A 14,581-nucleotide genomic window follows, 5' to 3' on the forward strand; every position below is an offset into this window, starting at 1 on the left:
GTTCCGTCACGCGGCCACGAAAGCCACATCTGCGTCCAGTGCAATCGACATGCCAGATTTCCGCAGACGGTACGGTTTTCGGTTCCTCGCCTACTTTCCTGCCATCATGACCAATTGCAGATATAACAGACGTTTCCGCATACCATTTCGCGGGTTGCTTTCATAGACCACAACTCTGGGTCGTGACGCGCCTTCGGTTTCGATGGCGATGGAAAAGATGTCCGGAAGATAGACATCGTACTCGGCAAGGATGCCCTTCGGGTCGGCAAGGAACCTGTCGCGGAACGCCCCGTCGATCCAGCAGCGCGCCAGCGCCCGCCCGAGGATATCGGGCAGGTAGCGCGCGACCTCGTCGCGGTTCAGCAGGCGTGTCTTGCGCCGAACGAGTTCGTCCGCAGGGATAGGATCGGCCGCCTGAGGGGCGGCTCGTGTCGGCACCACGCGGTTCAGGACCGGCGCCAGCGCGCGCGAAAGCTCTCGTTTCATCGGATACCATGCCGTTCTGCGTCGGAGGTCGACCCGGGAACAAGAGTCGCCACAAAAGGTCTAACGGCCGTTTACCGGAATATTTTAGACCGCTGAGTCATTGCGAGATCAGCAGGCTGACGATCAGTACTTCGAGCACGGGCGCAGGCAGCGCGTCGTCGCCCAACCGCGCGTTCACGGCGGCGCGGAAGGCTTCGGGCAGCAGATCGTGCAACGCCTCCAGCGATGGGGCAGTCTCGGCCGTCACGCGCAGGGTTTCGGACAGCGGCGTGATCAGGTCCTCGGGCCGCGACTGGATGGTGGCAAGGATTGCGTTGCGCTGATGTTCGGGGACGGCAAGGGCGATCTGAACCTGTACGATTCCGCCCAGCGACGGGATGCTGGAGGACACTGCCTCCTGGATCCGGACGTAATGGCGCGGCTGAGGCTGTGTGTCGCCCGAAGCGTCGCCGCCGGCCTCGTCTGTGGGGGCCGCACCGTCCTCGGCTGCGGCATCGCCTTCCTCCGCCACAGCAGCAGCGACTGCGCGGGCCGCCGCATCGAAAGCGGGCACCGCGGGCGGAAGCATCAGGTGACCCATGCCAAACAGCGCCAGCCCGAAGGCGGCGGGCAGCATCGCCCCGACGAAATGGTAAAGGTTGCCTTGCATCCGCCTTCCCCGTTCTCGGCCCGCCAAACTCCGGCAGGGCGCCGGTTTCACTTGGCAGCGTTCTTGCAGACCATCCCGCAGTCCCCAGTTCCAGGAGAGCCGAAATGACCCAACATGCCATCTTCCCCGCCGCGACCTTCGGCCCCGCACCGCTGGACCTGCCGCTTGACGGTGTCGGAGTCGAAATCGTGCATTGCGCCGAGGACGGCACGCCCTGTCGGCGCGAGCGTCGGGCGCTCAGCCGCTACCTCGACCCGCTGCTGCACGCAGCGCTGGCTGTCAGCCGTCCCTGAGATGGGCGCGCAGGCGCAGCGCGAAAGACAGCGCCGCGACCAGCGCGATCCCGGCGCCGATCATCCCGGCATCGGGCATCCGACCGGCCAGCGCCACCACGGGCGCGGGCCGCAGCGCCATCAGGCAGATCAGCCCGACCCCGCAGATCAGGAAACCCCGCATCATAAGGCAGACCCCGCAAGGCGCTGCATGCTTTGTCGCGCGACGGCTCATGTTTCGTCCACCAGCCGGTACTTCAGCTGGATGTTGCGCGAGCGTCCGCGGCGGCGGGACAGTTCGGCGCGCTGATGATCGACCATCGCGCCGGCCCGCTGCACCGCACCAAGCGCGGTCCACAATGCGCCCACGGCAATCTGGTCCACTGCCTCGCCGTGGCGCCCTTCGGCCAGCGCCACCGCCTGGCTGCGCAGCGCCGTGTCGAGATCGGCAAGCGCGCCGTAATCGCGCGCCTCTGCCGCCCGTTCGATATGTTCAGCCAGAACGATGATCTCGGCGGCGGGTTTGCCCGGCGGGCTGCGGTCCTGCATCGGCTCAGCCCACCTGGTCGCGGATCTCGCGCCAGGCCGACAGGATTTCCGTCACCGCCAGCAGCGCGTCGTCGAGTTGTGCGTCCGGCTCGCGCCGGAACGCCTTGAGGACCTGGATGCGCACGAATTCATAGACCTGAAACAAGCTGGTGGCGATTTCCGCCCCCGCTTCGAAATCCAGGCTCGATTGCAGGATGTAGACCGCGGTCAGGCCCCGGTTCAGGTGATCGTCGGGATACGATCGCCCGGCCGCCCGCGCCGCAATCAGAACCTGGACCGAGCGTTCCAGTTCACGCAGCGTGACCTCGATGATCCGGTGCGGATTGTCCTGTTCCGCCGCAGCGGTGCTTTCGGCCTTTCGGTACTGGGTGCGGGCAAGCGCAACGTTCATCTGGCCTCTCCTGAATTCGCTGTGTCGCGTCCATTGTCCATTCTAGTAACGGCCTGATCCGGAAAGTGTTTAGGCCAATTACCGAATCAGGCCGCCTGAAGACGGCTGACCGACAGGACCATGCCCACGTCACCGCCGGCCAGCAGCGCGATCCCGGTCAGCCCGCGCATGCCCGACAGCACCCCGCGCAGCGGACGCAGCAGAACCATCTGCTGGCCCAGCAACTCGTCCACAGGCAACGCGATCTGACGCGACGCCGACCGCACGATCACGTAGATCCGTTCGTCCGTCGCCTTTTGCGGTGCGGGGGCCGCACCCGCGCCTGTGGCCGGACGCCCTGCGATGTTGGCACCGTGCAGCGAATGGATCGGCACATGCTCACCCTCGCTCAGGCGCAACATCTGCGCCCCGCCCCCGGCCGAGATCGTCAGCACGTCGGCAGGCTTGCATTGCTGGATGCGCTGGATCGATTCCAGCGGCACGACGTAGTTCACCTCGCTCACGCGAACGACCATGCCGTCCAGAACCACCATGTTCAGCGGCAGCATCAGGTGGAACCGCATACCACCCGTGGGAGGCGTCGCCACCCGCAGGCTGCCCGACCGCGCGGCAAGTTCCGCCGCGATCTCGGCCACCACTGCGTCATCGTCCTGCGCGCCGCCATTGTCCTCCAGTGTCAGCACGACGCCGTCATCCTCGCGCAGCACGGCGACATGGAAACGCGTCGGCGCGGTCCCCGATGCGATGCGCATGGTCAGCAGCGCCTTGAGATGCGCGCGCATTTCCTCGAGGATGGTCTGGTCCAGCGTGATGTCTCCGCCTTCGCTTGACAGCCGCGCCTCGCATCCCTGCGCGCGGGACCGGGTTTCGACAAAGGCCGCAAGCGACTGCAGCAGAGCCTGCGCCGGGCGAGAGCGCAGCGCGACCCCGGCCTCCTGGATTCGTGTCACCTGTTCGGACAACTGCGCTTCGGCATCGGCGACCTGCGTGATGGCATCGCCATAGTCGTCCAGCCGGTCGCGCAGCGCGCGCCACACAGTCGGGTCGACCCGTTCGACCCCGGCTTCGCGCAGCGCCAGTTCGATTTCGTGCACGAGGTCACGTGCCGCGACGGCGCTCAGCATATGCTGAACCATCGCCTGCCCGGCAGCCATTTCGCCGATCATCTCGATAAGCTGGATCGTATTGCCTATACTGGCAGGTGCGGCCAAGGTTTCAGTCGGCACGTCCTCGGCGCTTGGCGCGGCTGCCTCCGCGTCCTCCTCCGACCCGGCGGCCAGTGCCTGCATCAGCGACAGGTTCTTGCCCGACGCATCGATGGTGGCCAGCGCCTCCACAAGTTCGGAGCTGTCCCGACGCGATGCGAGCAGGAAGTCGAAGACCACGTCCGTTTCAGTGAAAACGGTCACGTTGGTGATCATCTTCGCCTCACCCGCGCCGATCCAGTCAAGAAACGCCTCGGCCTTGGCCTGGTCCTGGTTGAGGTCGGCCCGCACGATGTAGAAGGACAGCTTCTCGTCGATCGCGGCCTGCGCCTCCCGCACGCTTTCGGGCGACAACACGCGGTGGAACGCCTCGGGCAGGCCCAGCCGCTTCTCGATAGTGCGCGCGGTGACCAGCCCGCTGGACACGAAACAAGCGTTCGAGGCTTCCTCGAACAGCTGGTTGATCGCTTCCATGTCCGGGGTGTCACCCTGATCCAGAGCGTCGAACACAAGTTCGAGCGTGTCGAGGAACCCGCGCGCAATATGCGTCAGCATGGCGTCCGGCATGTCGCCGCCGACCCTCACCCGCGAGAACAGGTCCACCAGCGCCATCGTCAGTTGCGCGGCGGTTTCCATGCGGAAATGACTGCAGGCGTGATAGACGAAGCGCATCTGGCGTTCGAATTCGGCGAAATGAGCCTCGCGGTCGTAGTCCTTGCGCAGCTTGTCAAGAATTTTGCGCAACTCGCCCAGCACGTCATAGATGTGATCGGCGCACCAGGTTTCCAGCAACGCGCTGGGGGCGATGAACTCCTCGCCGCCGCGTGCGGGCTTCACCCGTTCGATGGAGGCAAGCTCCTCGTAAAGCTGCAACTCGGCCCGGCGATACCCGGCCGCGTCAACAGCCGCGCCGAGCTCGGTTGCGGCGGCATCCAGCCGGACATACCCATCGGCCACTGCCAGTGCACGGATCGCGTCGGCAAGTTCCGCCTGCCTCGCGGGATCCGGGGTACTGCCCTCGGCGAACCCGAGCCCAAGCTCAGCCACAGCGCCGTAATATTCCTGCATCGCGGCCAGAACGTCCGTTTCTGCCGCGTCCTGGCCCTCATCCGCGCTCGGCACGGCCGAGGCTCCGATGCCGCGGTCAAGGAGCGCCCGCAGATCAGCCAACAGCACCGGGATGTCGGCTGATGCGTCGCCGCCGCCCTTGATCTGCTGCACGAAGGCATCAAGCCGGGCCTGCCAGTCGTCAAGGCCCATCTGGCCCGCCGCATAGCCAAGCTGGTCAGCCTGCTTGGCCGATTGCGCGCCAAGTTCGTCGCCACCCGCCGCAAGCAGGGCGTCCAGCTTGCCGATCGCTTCGTTGGCCATGCCTATGAAGATGTCGCGATAGGTCGGGTCATCGCACAGCCGCGGCGCGGCGGGCTTTGGTTCCGCTTCGCCGGCAGCCGGGGCGGCCTCCACCGCGGATTCCGGTGAAGGCGCAGCATCCTCCGCCGTGACCGCGTCGGGGTCGGCGGGCGCGTCCAGCGGTGCGGCCTCCGGTCCGGCACCGTCACCGGCGTCGTCCGTGTCATCCACGTCGTCGAAAACATCGAACACCGACGCGTCCAGCGGCGACGGAATAGGCGCGGCGGGAGCTGCCCCGTCACCTTCGCCTTCTCCGACCGCGCCGCCCTCCAGCCGTGCCGTGCAGGCTGAAATCATCTCCTGCAGCCGCTCCGTCAGCACTTCTGACGGCTCCGGCGCCACGTCCGCGCGGGTGGAGGCAGTTTCCTCCAGCATCCCGCGCAGCGTGTCGCAAGACAGCATCAGCACATCGACGATCTCGGACGTGAGCGGCACGCCGCGGTCGCGCACCAGCCCGATCAGATCCTCGGAAAGATGCGCGCGGTTTTCCACCACGGCCAGGCCCAGAACCCGCGAATTGCCCTTGAACGTGTGCACGGCGCGGAACAGGGCCCCGATCTGGACCGATGGGTCGGCCGCGTCGCCCTCCTGCAAGGTCAGCAGCGCCGCCTCCATGGCATCGAGCGCCTGGGCCCCGTCGTCCGCATAGAGTTCCCAGATTTCGTCCATTTCGTCAGACATCTTTTTCCGCTTTCCTTGCTAGGGATCCAGACGGGGGACGCCGCGCGCCCGCCCGTTCAGGTCAGGCGACCAGCGACCGCATCACCGAGGCGAGCTCTTCGCCGCTCTTTTCCTCGAGATCGTGGGACACGGTGCCGGACGGCTTGGCAACGATCCCGTCCGCGCCCAGCTCGCGCGCCTTCGCGGCGTGGGGCGAGCCCTGCACCGTCACCGACGACAGCATGCAGATCTTTGCGCGGGTCTTCAGCTTGGCGTGGCGCAGGAATTCGAGCCCGTCCATGACCGGCATCTCGATATCCAGCAGGATCAGGTCGATATCCGGGGTGGTTTCCAGCTTGTCGAGCGCGTCTTGCCCGTTCGCCGCCTGTGCCGCGACCTTGAAGTCGGGCAGCGACGAGATGAAGCTGGAAATGTAGAGCCGCATCATGGCGGCATCGTCAACGATCATAACCTTGTGGGCCATCTTGGTCTCTCCGTGGGGATTGGGGCCCGCGCCTCGTGGCGCGGGCTTGGGATCAGAACATCTCGAAGCCGCGTTCGTCGTGATCGCCGGACTTCACCTTGCCGTTGCCGTTGACCTTGCCGTTGAGGGCACCGTTGGGCTTGGCCGGCGCCGCGGCGGGCATCGCCCCGGCGGCCATCATCATCTGGATCTGCTGAAGCAATTCGGGCGACAGCTGGTCCAGCGCGGTGGCGCCGAATTCGGTTTGCGGCTTCACCTCGCGCAGGCGGAAACGCTGGATTTCCTTGGTCATGTGGGTGGTCGCCGCGGTCATCTGCTGCGCGGTGGCCGACAGCTCGTCCGCCTGCTGGCTGGTCGACAGCGCAGTCTTGGCCACTTCGCCGATCGCCTGGTTGATCTGAGCCACGCCGCGGGACTGCTCCTCGCTTGCGCTGTTGATCTCCTGCACCAGCGTCTTGACCTGCTCGATGTCGGACACGATCTTCTCGAACGCTTCGCTGGTCTCGTTGGCGATGCGCACGCCTGCGCCGACACGGTCGGTCGCACTTTCGATCAGGTCAGACGTCTCGCGCGCAGCCTTGGCCGACCGGCCGGCAAGGTTGCGCACTTCCTGCGCCACCACGGCGAAGCCGCGCCCGTGCTGGCCGGCGCGCGCGGCTTCCACCGCGGCATTCAGCGCCAGAAGGTTGGTCTGGAACGCGATCTCGTCGATGACCTTGATGATCTTGGCGATGTCGGACGAGGACGCGTTGATGTCCTGCATCGCGCCGACCATGCTGTCGACCTTGCGCGACCCTTCCTCGGCCACCTTGGAGGCCGCGTTGACCAGCGTGTCAGCGTTGCGGGCCGCCTCGGCATTGGCCTTGACCTGCGCGTCTGTCTCTTCCGCCGACGCGGACACTTCGTCCACCGAGGCAGATGTGATCTGCGAATTCTCGGCCAGCGACTGCGATGCATCGTTCATCTGCGACACGGTCTGACCAACCTGGTCCACCTGCGCCGCGATCGTGTTGAACGACTGGTTCAGGCTGCTGAAGGCGCGGTCGAAGGAGTTCACGATATCGAGGTATTCCCCCTGGAAGCCGTCGCGGTTCACCGAAACGTCGAGACGCCCGTCCACGATGCTGTCCGACAGACGGCTGATTTCGCCGACGACGGCCTTGAACCGTTCGCGCACCTTTTCGACGGCGACGTTGATGAAGGCACGCTGGCCCGAGAACTGCTCGAGTTCCACATCGAAGTTGCCCTTGCCGAACTCTTCCGTGACAGCGATGATCCTCTTCTTTGTCGCGATGTGGTTCTTGACCATTTCGTTGACGAGCCGTGCAGTTTCGGCGGTTTCGACGTCGAAGCGATCAAGATCGATGTAGGTTTCGATCATCCCCTCGTTATGGGCGATTGCCATTTTCTCGATCTCCTCGCGCAGCAATTCGCGCTGAGCGGAGCGTTCGTCGCGCCATTCCACGATGACACCGTCCAACTCGCCGTCTTCCTTGAAGATCGGCGTCGCCATGAAGGCCAACTGGACGCCGCCCAGTGTAAACTTCGCCGAATGCTGTTCCTTCATGCCGTCCAGCAGTGCGCGCTGGTGATTTGGGTTCTTGTGGAACACATCGATCGACTTGCCGACCAGGTCGTCGGCACGGAAATTCGGCAGATCGCGGCGGATTTCGCTTTCGATGCGGCTCAGCATCTTGACGGCGGCATTGTTGACGACGCGGATCACGTGGTTGCTGTCGGACAGCATCACGGGGTTGCTGAGGTAGCGGAGCGTTTCGCCGACATTGGGCTTTTGGAACAGGCTTCTCACTTCGGTCACGGTCTCTTTGGTCGGCATGGCTTTGGTCCTCTTGGGCGCGGTTTTTGCGGGGGCTTTCGCGGCGCTTGCAGTTTCGGGTTCGGGCGCCGCCGCGGGCAGCGGCGCTGGCGTTGTGGTGTCATCGTCGGCAAGCCATTCAAGCGGATCGTTGCTTGGCGATTTCGGCGCGGCGCGACGGGAGGTCCGTTTCGGCGTTGTTGTCATAGCGCGTCACTCCTTTCGGTGGCGGACAGGGTTTCGGCGGGAGCCGCCAGCGCGGCGAGGTGACGTGCAAGGCGGGTGTAGTCGGCCGCGCCGCGGCTGCGCGGGGCATGCCCGAAAATGGTCCGTCCGTGGCCGGGCGCCTCGGCCAGCTGGACCGAGTTGTGCACCACGGCGGGCAGCACCGTATCCGGCCCGAACCGCTTGACCAGCCGGTCGCGCACTTCGCGGTGCACGATCAGGCGCTGGTTGACCCGGTTCAGAACGAAGCGCAGGCGCGACCAGGGCAGCGCCGCCTCCTGCATCGACCGCATAAGCCGATTGATGCCCTGAAGGCCCAGGAAGTCCGGCTCCAGCGGGCACAGCACGAGGTCGCACTGTTCCATCATCGCGGCGAGTTGCGGCGACCAGGTCGGCGGTGCGTCGATCAGCAGCCAGTCGGCCCCGCAGCTATCGAGCTGCCCTGCAGGCCGTTCGCCCGGCGCCGCGTCGGTGCAGCCGGGGATCAGCGACAGGCCCGGCTCAGCTTCAACAGGCACAGGCGCGCCCGGCGTCCCGGCGATCCAGTCGGCCACCGTCCAGTCGAATTCCTGGCCGATATATCCAAGTCCCGCGGTCAGGTGCGTCTGCGGGTCGAGATCGGCCAGCACCACGGTGCCTGCCCCGTCGCGGACCAGCGCCGCGCCAAGGTTCATGGCCGTGGTGGTCTTGCCGACCCCGCCCTTCTGGTTGAAGATGAGCACGCGCATGGATCAGGCCTTGAGCGTTTCGGGAATGGCGACGTCCACGTCGGACACCAGCACCCGTTCGTCCAGCAGGATTGCGACGCGTTCACCGATCCGCCCGAGGCCGCGCACGACGCTCTGGCGGTCGGAGGACCGGAAGCTCGAGGCCTGGTCGATATTCTCGGCCGGGATTTCCAGAACTTCGCTGACCGCGTCAACGATCAGTCCGATCGGCGCCTCACCGAGGTCGAGCACGATGACGACGGTGCGTTCGTCGTATTCCTTCTCGGGGATGCCGAAGCGCAGCCGCACGTCCATCAGCGGTATCACCTTGCCACGCAGGTTGATGACGCCCTTGATGAAATGCGGCACATCGGGCACCAGCATGATACGCTGCATGCCGACGATCTCGGTCACGACACCGATGGTCACGCCATAGTCTTCACCGGCAACGGCGAAAGTGAGGTACATGTCATCGATGTTGTCGCTTTCGTCCACGCTCAGATGCGGGTCCATCGGCGCCGCCGTCTTCTCGGCCAGCAATTCGGTCATGTTGGTCTTCCTTTCATGTTGGCCAACCGCCCGGCTGGGCAGCTGTCAGTTTGTTATCGCCCGGTCCACGGGCACCCTGGCCGACCGATCGCAGCAGCGTGTCGGCCACCCGGTCGAGCGGAATACGGTCCTCGGCAGCGCCGTTTTCCCAAGCAGCAAGAGGCATGCCATAGACGGTCGAACTGGCCTCATCCTGCGCAAAGGTGCGTGCGCCGCTCGCGCGCATCTGGCGCAGCCCCTCGGACCCGTCGCGCCCCATGCCGGTCAGGATCATCCCGGTGGCGCGCCCGCGCGATGCGACGGCGACCGAATTGAACAGAACGTCCACCGACGGGCGCGAAAAGCAGACCGGCGGACCCTCGGTCAGCCGCACGCGGAAATCGTCGCCCATGCGCACCAGCGACATGTGGCACAGCCCGCCGGGCGCGATGAGCGCGAGGCCGGGTTCGACCCGGTCGCCCTCGGCCGCCTCGCGCACCTCGATCCGGCACAGCCCGTTCAGCCGGCGCGCGAAAGCGTTGGTGAAATCCTCGGGCATGTGCTGCACGATGACGATGCCGGGAATGTCCGGGCCGAAGCTTTCCAGCACCGCGGACAGTGCCCGAACCCCCCCGGTGGAGGCGCCGATGGCGAACAGCCAGTCCTTTGGGTGCAGGCGAAGCGACGGAGTGTTCTGCGCCGGACGGCTGGCAACCGCCCGCATCAGGGCCTCGCGGTGCATCCGCGCACCGGGTCGCGCGACGCTGCGCGCCGCCGCCTTCACGCTTGCCGCCACATCGGCCATGATCGTGTCCAGCCCGGACCCGACGCCGACGGTCGGCTTCGCGATCACGTCCACCGCACCCGCGCGAAGCGCCTCGATGGCGATGTCGGTGCCGCGCCCGGAATGGCCCGAGATCACGACGGTGGCGACCGGCCGGTCGCGCAGGTATGTCTTCAGGAAACTCAGCCCGTCCAGCCCCGGCATCTCGATATCGAGCGTCACCACGTCCGGTGTTTCGCGCGACAGGAATGCCTCGGCCGCGGCGGCGTTCGACGCGGTGCCGATCACCTCGATGTCGGGATCGCGGCTCAGGCCCATGGTCAGGACCTTTCGGATCATCGCACTGTCATCGACGATGAGCACCCGCACGGCGGAGGGTTCCGCGATCATTCGCCCCTCCTGTAGATGCCGGTGGACACGGGGCGCCAAGCCGTGCCGAGGTCGCGGATCGGCTCGGTCACGCTGGTCACCAGCCAGCCACCCGGTTCGGTCACCGCATGGATCGCCTTCAGCGTGTTGATCTGGTCGCTTTTGTCAAAGTAATACAAAATGTTGCGGCAAAACACGACCTGGAACGGCTTGGAAAACGGATAGGGCCGCGCCTTCAGGTTCATGCGCCGGAAGGTGCAGCACGCCCGGATGTCATCGTTGACGCGGAACTGATCGATCCCGGTCGGCTTGAAATGTTTGCGCAGCATGTCGGGCGGCGTCTGTGCCAGTTGGCGGCGTGCGTAGACGCCCAGTTCGGCACGTTCGACCACCGGCGCGCTGATGTCGGTGCCAAGGATCGCCATCCGCTTCAGGAACGCCGGGCCCAGCGTCTCGGCCGCCAGCATGGCGACGGAATACGCCTCGTCCCCGGTGGAGGCGGCCGCACTCCAGATACGTACTTGCGAGCGGTCCGCCAGCCCCGGCAGGATCTGCGTTGCGAACTTGTTCAGCACTTCGGGTTCGCGGAAAAAGAACGTGTGGTTGGTGGATGCCGCGTGCATCACCGCAAGCTGGACGGCCTGGTTCTCGTCCCGGATAAGCCCCGCGGCCAGCTGGTCGAGATCAACGAGGTTGAAGCTGCGCAGCACCCGCGACAGCCGTTGGCGCAGCAACTCGCCCTTGCTTTCGGCGTAGACGATGCCGCAGCGCGTGCTCAGCCAGTTGCGGATTTCTTCGAAACCGACGTGATCTGAAGCGATCATCGCTCACCTCCCGGTGCAAGCCGCTCGCAATCGAGCACCACTGCGACCTCGCCAGTGCCCAGCAGGGCGCAGCCCCAGCTGGCCCGAATGCCCGACAGCGCGCCCAGCAGCGGCTTCATCACGACCTGTTGGCGGTCCAGTACCTCGTCCACGGGCACCGCGATCAGGCCGCTGTCGGTGCTGAACACGATCGCCACCATTTCCGACAACGGGCGCATCTCGGCGCCAGTGTCGCGATAGAACCGTTCAAGGCGGCAAACCGGCACGTAGCTTTCACGCAGCAGCATCACCTCGGACCCGTTTTCGGCGGCGATGCGCAGTGACCCTGCGGCCTGCGGCTTGACGATCTCGCGGATGTCTTCAACCGGGACTGCGAACAGGCGTTGCCCCTGACGCAGGATAATGCAGTCGAGGAAGGCCAGCGAGACGGGGATATGCAGGGCGACGCGCGTGCCCTCGCCCGCGGCGCTGTCGACAATGATGCGGCCGCGCAGATCGTTCATCGTGGTGTTCAGCACGTCCATGCCCACGCCGCGCCCCGACAGGGTGGACACGCTGTCGGCGGTGGAGAAGCCCGGCTCGAAGATCACCTTCCAAAGCGCGGAGGGATCGGGTTCCTCCTCGGGACCGAAGAAGCCGCGTTCGCGGGCCTTCTTCAATATCTTGTCGCGGTTCAGGCCGCGCCCGTCATCAGCCACGACGATGCGCACCTCACTGCCCACCTGCGAGGCGGACAGGGTGATGCGCCCGCGGCGCGACTTGCCCGTCGCCTCGCGTTCGTCCGGCGGCTCCAGGCCGTGATCGGCGGAATTGCGCAGCACGTGCAACAGCGGGTCGTAGAGGCGGTCTGACACCAGCTTGTCGACGAGCGTGTCGGATCCCTCGACCACAAGCTCGATCTGCTTGCCGGTCTCACGCTCCATCTCGCGGATCATGCGTCGCAGGCGGCGGAACACCTCGTCGACCGAAACCAGCCGCAATTCGGTGGCCGCGTCCTGAACCTCCCGCACCAGCATTGTCAGCCGGTGCACGGCGGCATCGAAACTGGTCAGTTCCAGCCCGGACAGGTCGGGGGAATTGACCGTTTCCGACACGCTGAGCGACAACTCACCGAGAAGATCCATCAGGCGGCTGATCTTGCCCGAGGAGACGCGCATCAATGCGGCGCCAGAGGATGTTTCAGCGGCGACCTCGACCTCACGTGTCATCGGTTCACTCCAGTTCTAGGTAGCATCTTGCCGGTCATGACGCGGGTCAGCCCCCGCCGAACGGCGAACGATCGACGGACGGGCAGCGGATGATCCGCGCTCGTACCAGCCTATGCACAATCCGGGCCAAACCGACCCGGACCGGTCAGGCCGCGTCTTCTTCCCCGCGATCGAAGTTGAATATGCATACCCCGTCGAACCCTGTGGACTTGAACAGGAAGGTCTTCTTCATCGTGTCGATGAAGCCACCGTAGTTCTTGTCGAAGTTCTTCAGGTCCGCCATCGACGGAAAAAAGACATTCACCGAAATGTCGCCGTCCTTACTGATGAGGACGGTCAGCCCCGACAGCTTGCAGTTGGGGATCGCGTTGCCGAGGGTCTCGGTCACGAAAGGCGCTGCAATCTGTGCCGCATCGAGACTGGGGAACTTGAGGTGGTATGTTTTTGAAAGCATGTCTCTGGCCTGCCGTTGTTCTGACGTCTGTTTCATCTGCAACGGCGGCTTGATCGTTAATGTAATACATCCTGAAGTATATTTTTAATGAACATTGCCCATACGTCTGTGGGGGGTCTGCGGACTTAGGCCCGGGTTCAGGGCCATGTGGCCAGTCCGGAGTTCCGCAAGTCTGTGGCGATCAGACGACGGGCGGTGTCATGAAACCCGGCACGGACGTGCGGCGCGTGCGGGCTGACGTGAGGCCGACAAGCACCACGATGCGCGCGGGGCCTCTGATGGCGTATAACGCACCCCGAACGGCCCGTTTTAGCGCACAAGGCAAACTTTTTTTGCTTCGACGCAGTTGGCACGCTTCCTGCTTCTTCCTTTTCAACGAGAAGGAGACTGACATGGACGCTGTACAGATCATCGACCAGAACTTCGTCGCGGCAGCGGCGCTCGCCGATCTTCTGAAACGCCGCCGGGTAGCCGTGGCCGCGCCGGGTGCGGCGGGCAAGATCGCGCTGCTTGTGTGCTCGGCCGCCTACGAGGCGTCCCTCGGATCGCCCCGAGCGCTGGTCGAGGCGGCGCGCGCCGCCGGAGCGCAACGCATGATCGTCGTGGACGAAGCTGCGGCGAGCCTGACGCTGACCGAAGATCTGGGCGGGCGCCTTGTGCGGGTCGGCCTGCCCGCTGCCCGGCCCGGCACCGACCCGCTGCGCGACGGCGCGCTGCTGGCGCTGGCAGACATCGCCGGTCAGTCCTTCGGCGCGATGGTGGCGGCCGATGCCGCGACCGGCAGCCTTATCGACATGGCCGCCCGCGTTGGGCGCACCGACGTCACCGTGTTCATCAACGGACCGACGGGCAGCGGCAAGGAGGTGCTGGCGCGACTGATCCATGCCTCGTCGCGCCGCGCGGCCGCGCCCTTCGTCGCGATCAACTGTGCCGCGATCCCGGAGAACATGCTCGAAGCGATCCTGTTCGGCCACGAGAAGGGCGCCTTCACCGGGGCATCGACTGCGAACAAGGGCATCGTGCGCGCGGCCGACGGCGGCACGCTGCTGCTGGACGAGATTTCGGAAATGCCGATGGGTCTGCAGGCCAAGCTGCTGCGCGTCCTGCAGGAGAAGGTGGTCACGCCGCTCGGATCGCAGAAGGAAGTGCCGGTGGACATCCGTATCGTGGCGACCTCCAACCGCGACATGCTCGGCGAAGTCGCCGCCGGGCGCTTCCGCGAGGACCTTTACTACCGTCTGAACGTGTTCCCCCTGTGCACGCAGGCGCTGGCCGACCGGCCCGGCGACATTCCCGCGCTGGCCGTCGCGATGATCCGGCGCCACTGCGCGCAGGACGAAGCCTTGCCGCTGCTGACGGCGGACGCCTGCGACGCGCTCATGGACCACGACTGGCCCGGCAATGTGCGCGAACTGGAAAACGTCGTGCAGCGTGCCCTGGTGCTGCGCATCGGCGACCGGATCACGGCCGAGGACGTGATGATCCACGCCGCTGCCGGACTGGTGCCGATGAACGACGCGCCGGCGCGGCTCCAGCTCGCAGCCCGCGTGGCCTGAGGAG

16 protein-coding genes are annotated in these 14,581 nt (G+C 65.6%); 2 read left to right on the forward strand and 14 right to left on the reverse strand.

Annotation, left to right across the window (positions count from 1 at the left end):
- Positions 1 to 90 precede the first annotated feature (90 nt).
- Together DKT77_RS10350 and DKT77_RS10355 are read right to left on the reverse strand one after the other, a co-directional pair.
- A complete protein-coding gene (locus DKT77_RS10350) occupies positions 91 to 486 on the reverse strand; it encodes a hypothetical protein (protein WP_109811633.1) in 396 nt (131 codons plus the stop codon).
- Positions 487 to 583: 97 nt separating this feature from the next.
- Positions 584 to 1,135: a hypothetical protein gene (locus DKT77_RS10355; RefSeq protein WP_109811634.1), complete on the reverse strand. Its 552-nt coding sequence runs from the start codon at positions 1,133 to 1,135 to the stop codon at positions 584 to 586.
- A gap of 104 nt (positions 1,136 to 1,239) precedes the next feature.
- On the opposite strand from DKT77_RS10355, the gene DKT77_RS10360 reads away from it, so the two are divergent.
- Positions 1,240 to 1,428 carry a hypothetical protein gene (locus DKT77_RS10360; RefSeq protein ID WP_109811635.1) on the forward strand — a complete coding sequence of 63 codons (189 nt, stop codon included), beginning with the start codon at positions 1,240 to 1,242 and terminating at the stop codon, positions 1,426 to 1,428.
- Here DKT77_RS10360 and DKT77_RS10365 read toward each other — a convergent pair.
- From DKT77_RS10365 to DKT77_RS10420, 12 genes are all read right to left on the reverse strand, one after another.
- Positions 1,415 to 1,594, reverse strand: coding sequence for a hypothetical protein (locus tag DKT77_RS10365; RefSeq protein WP_109811636.1), 180 nt, complete (start codon positions 1,592 to 1,594; stop codon positions 1,415 to 1,417). The two genes, DKT77_RS10360 and DKT77_RS10365, sit on opposite strands and share 14 nt — an antisense overlap.
- A 44-nt stretch (positions 1,595 to 1,638) precedes the next feature.
- The gene (locus DKT77_RS10370) at positions 1,639 to 1,956 is read right to left on the reverse strand and encodes a hypothetical protein (protein WP_109811637.1); all 318 of its coding nucleotides are present in this window, start codon (positions 1,954 to 1,956) and stop codon (positions 1,639 to 1,641) included.
- 4 nt (positions 1,957 to 1,960) lie between these two features.
- On the reverse strand, positions 1,961 to 2,347 hold the full coding sequence (locus DKT77_RS10375; RefSeq protein WP_109811638.1) for a flagellar export chaperone FliS: 387 nt from the start codon (positions 2,345 to 2,347) through the stop codon (positions 1,961 to 1,963).
- Positions 2,348 to 2,433: 86 nt separating this feature from the next.
- Complete coding sequence (locus tag DKT77_RS10380; RefSeq protein WP_109811639.1) at positions 2,434 to 5,643, reverse strand: Hpt domain-containing protein; 3,210 nt, start codon at positions 5,641 to 5,643, stop codon at positions 2,434 to 2,436.
- Between the two features lie 61 nt (positions 5,644 to 5,704).
- Positions 5,705 to 6,106, reverse strand: a complete 402-nt coding sequence (locus tag DKT77_RS10385; protein ID WP_109811640.1) for a response regulator — start codon at positions 6,104 to 6,106, stop codon at positions 5,705 to 5,707.
- Positions 6,107 to 6,158: 52 nt separating this feature from the next.
- Complete coding sequence (locus DKT77_RS10390) at positions 6,159 to 7,943, reverse strand: methyl-accepting chemotaxis protein (protein ID WP_238547797.1); 1,785 nt, start codon at positions 7,941 to 7,943, stop codon at positions 6,159 to 6,161.
- A gap of 182 nt (positions 7,944 to 8,125) precedes the next feature.
- On the reverse strand, positions 8,126 to 8,875 hold the full coding sequence (locus DKT77_RS10395; protein WP_109811641.1) for a ParA family protein: 750 nt from the start codon (positions 8,873 to 8,875) through the stop codon (positions 8,126 to 8,128).
- Between the two features lie 3 nt (positions 8,876 to 8,878).
- Positions 8,879 to 9,403 carry a chemotaxis protein CheW gene (locus DKT77_RS10400; RefSeq protein WP_238547798.1) on the reverse strand — a complete coding sequence of 175 codons (525 nt, stop codon included), beginning with the start codon at positions 9,401 to 9,403 and terminating at the stop codon, positions 8,879 to 8,881.
- Between the two features lie 13 nt (positions 9,404 to 9,416).
- On the reverse strand, positions 9,417 to 10,556 hold the full coding sequence (locus DKT77_RS10405; RefSeq protein ID WP_109811642.1) for a protein-glutamate methylesterase/protein-glutamine glutaminase: 1,140 nt from the start codon (positions 10,554 to 10,556) through the stop codon (positions 9,417 to 9,419).
- The gene (locus tag DKT77_RS10410) at positions 10,553 to 11,359 is read right to left on the reverse strand and encodes a CheR family methyltransferase (RefSeq protein ID WP_109811643.1); all 807 of its coding nucleotides are present in this window, start codon (positions 11,357 to 11,359) and stop codon (positions 10,553 to 10,555) included. Before DKT77_RS10410 ends, DKT77_RS10405 begins: the two co-directional genes overlap by 4 nt.
- Positions 11,356 to 12,567 carry a chemotaxis protein CheA gene (locus DKT77_RS10415; protein WP_109811644.1) on the reverse strand — a complete coding sequence of 404 codons (1,212 nt, stop codon included), beginning with the start codon at positions 12,565 to 12,567 and terminating at the stop codon, positions 11,356 to 11,358. The genes DKT77_RS10410 and DKT77_RS10415 overlap by 4 nt, the downstream gene beginning before the upstream one ends.
- A 145-nt stretch (positions 12,568 to 12,712) precedes the next feature.
- Complete coding sequence (locus tag DKT77_RS10420; RefSeq protein ID WP_109811645.1) at positions 12,713 to 13,021, reverse strand: hypothetical protein; 309 nt, start codon at positions 13,019 to 13,021, stop codon at positions 12,713 to 12,715.
- Positions 13,022 to 13,413: 392 nt separating this feature from the next.
- On the opposite strand from DKT77_RS10420, the gene DKT77_RS10425 reads away from it, so the two are divergent.
- Entirely contained in the window at positions 13,414 to 14,577 is a 1,164-nt protein-coding gene (locus DKT77_RS10425; protein ID WP_109811646.1) for a sigma 54-interacting transcriptional regulator, read from the forward strand.
- The last annotated feature ends 4 nt before the right edge of the window (positions 14,578 to 14,581 follow it).

Source organism: Meridianimarinicoccus roseus (assembly GCF_003172915.1).
Classification (GTDB): domain Bacteria; phylum Pseudomonadota; class Alphaproteobacteria; order Rhodobacterales; family Rhodobacteraceae; genus Meridianimarinicoccus; species Meridianimarinicoccus roseus.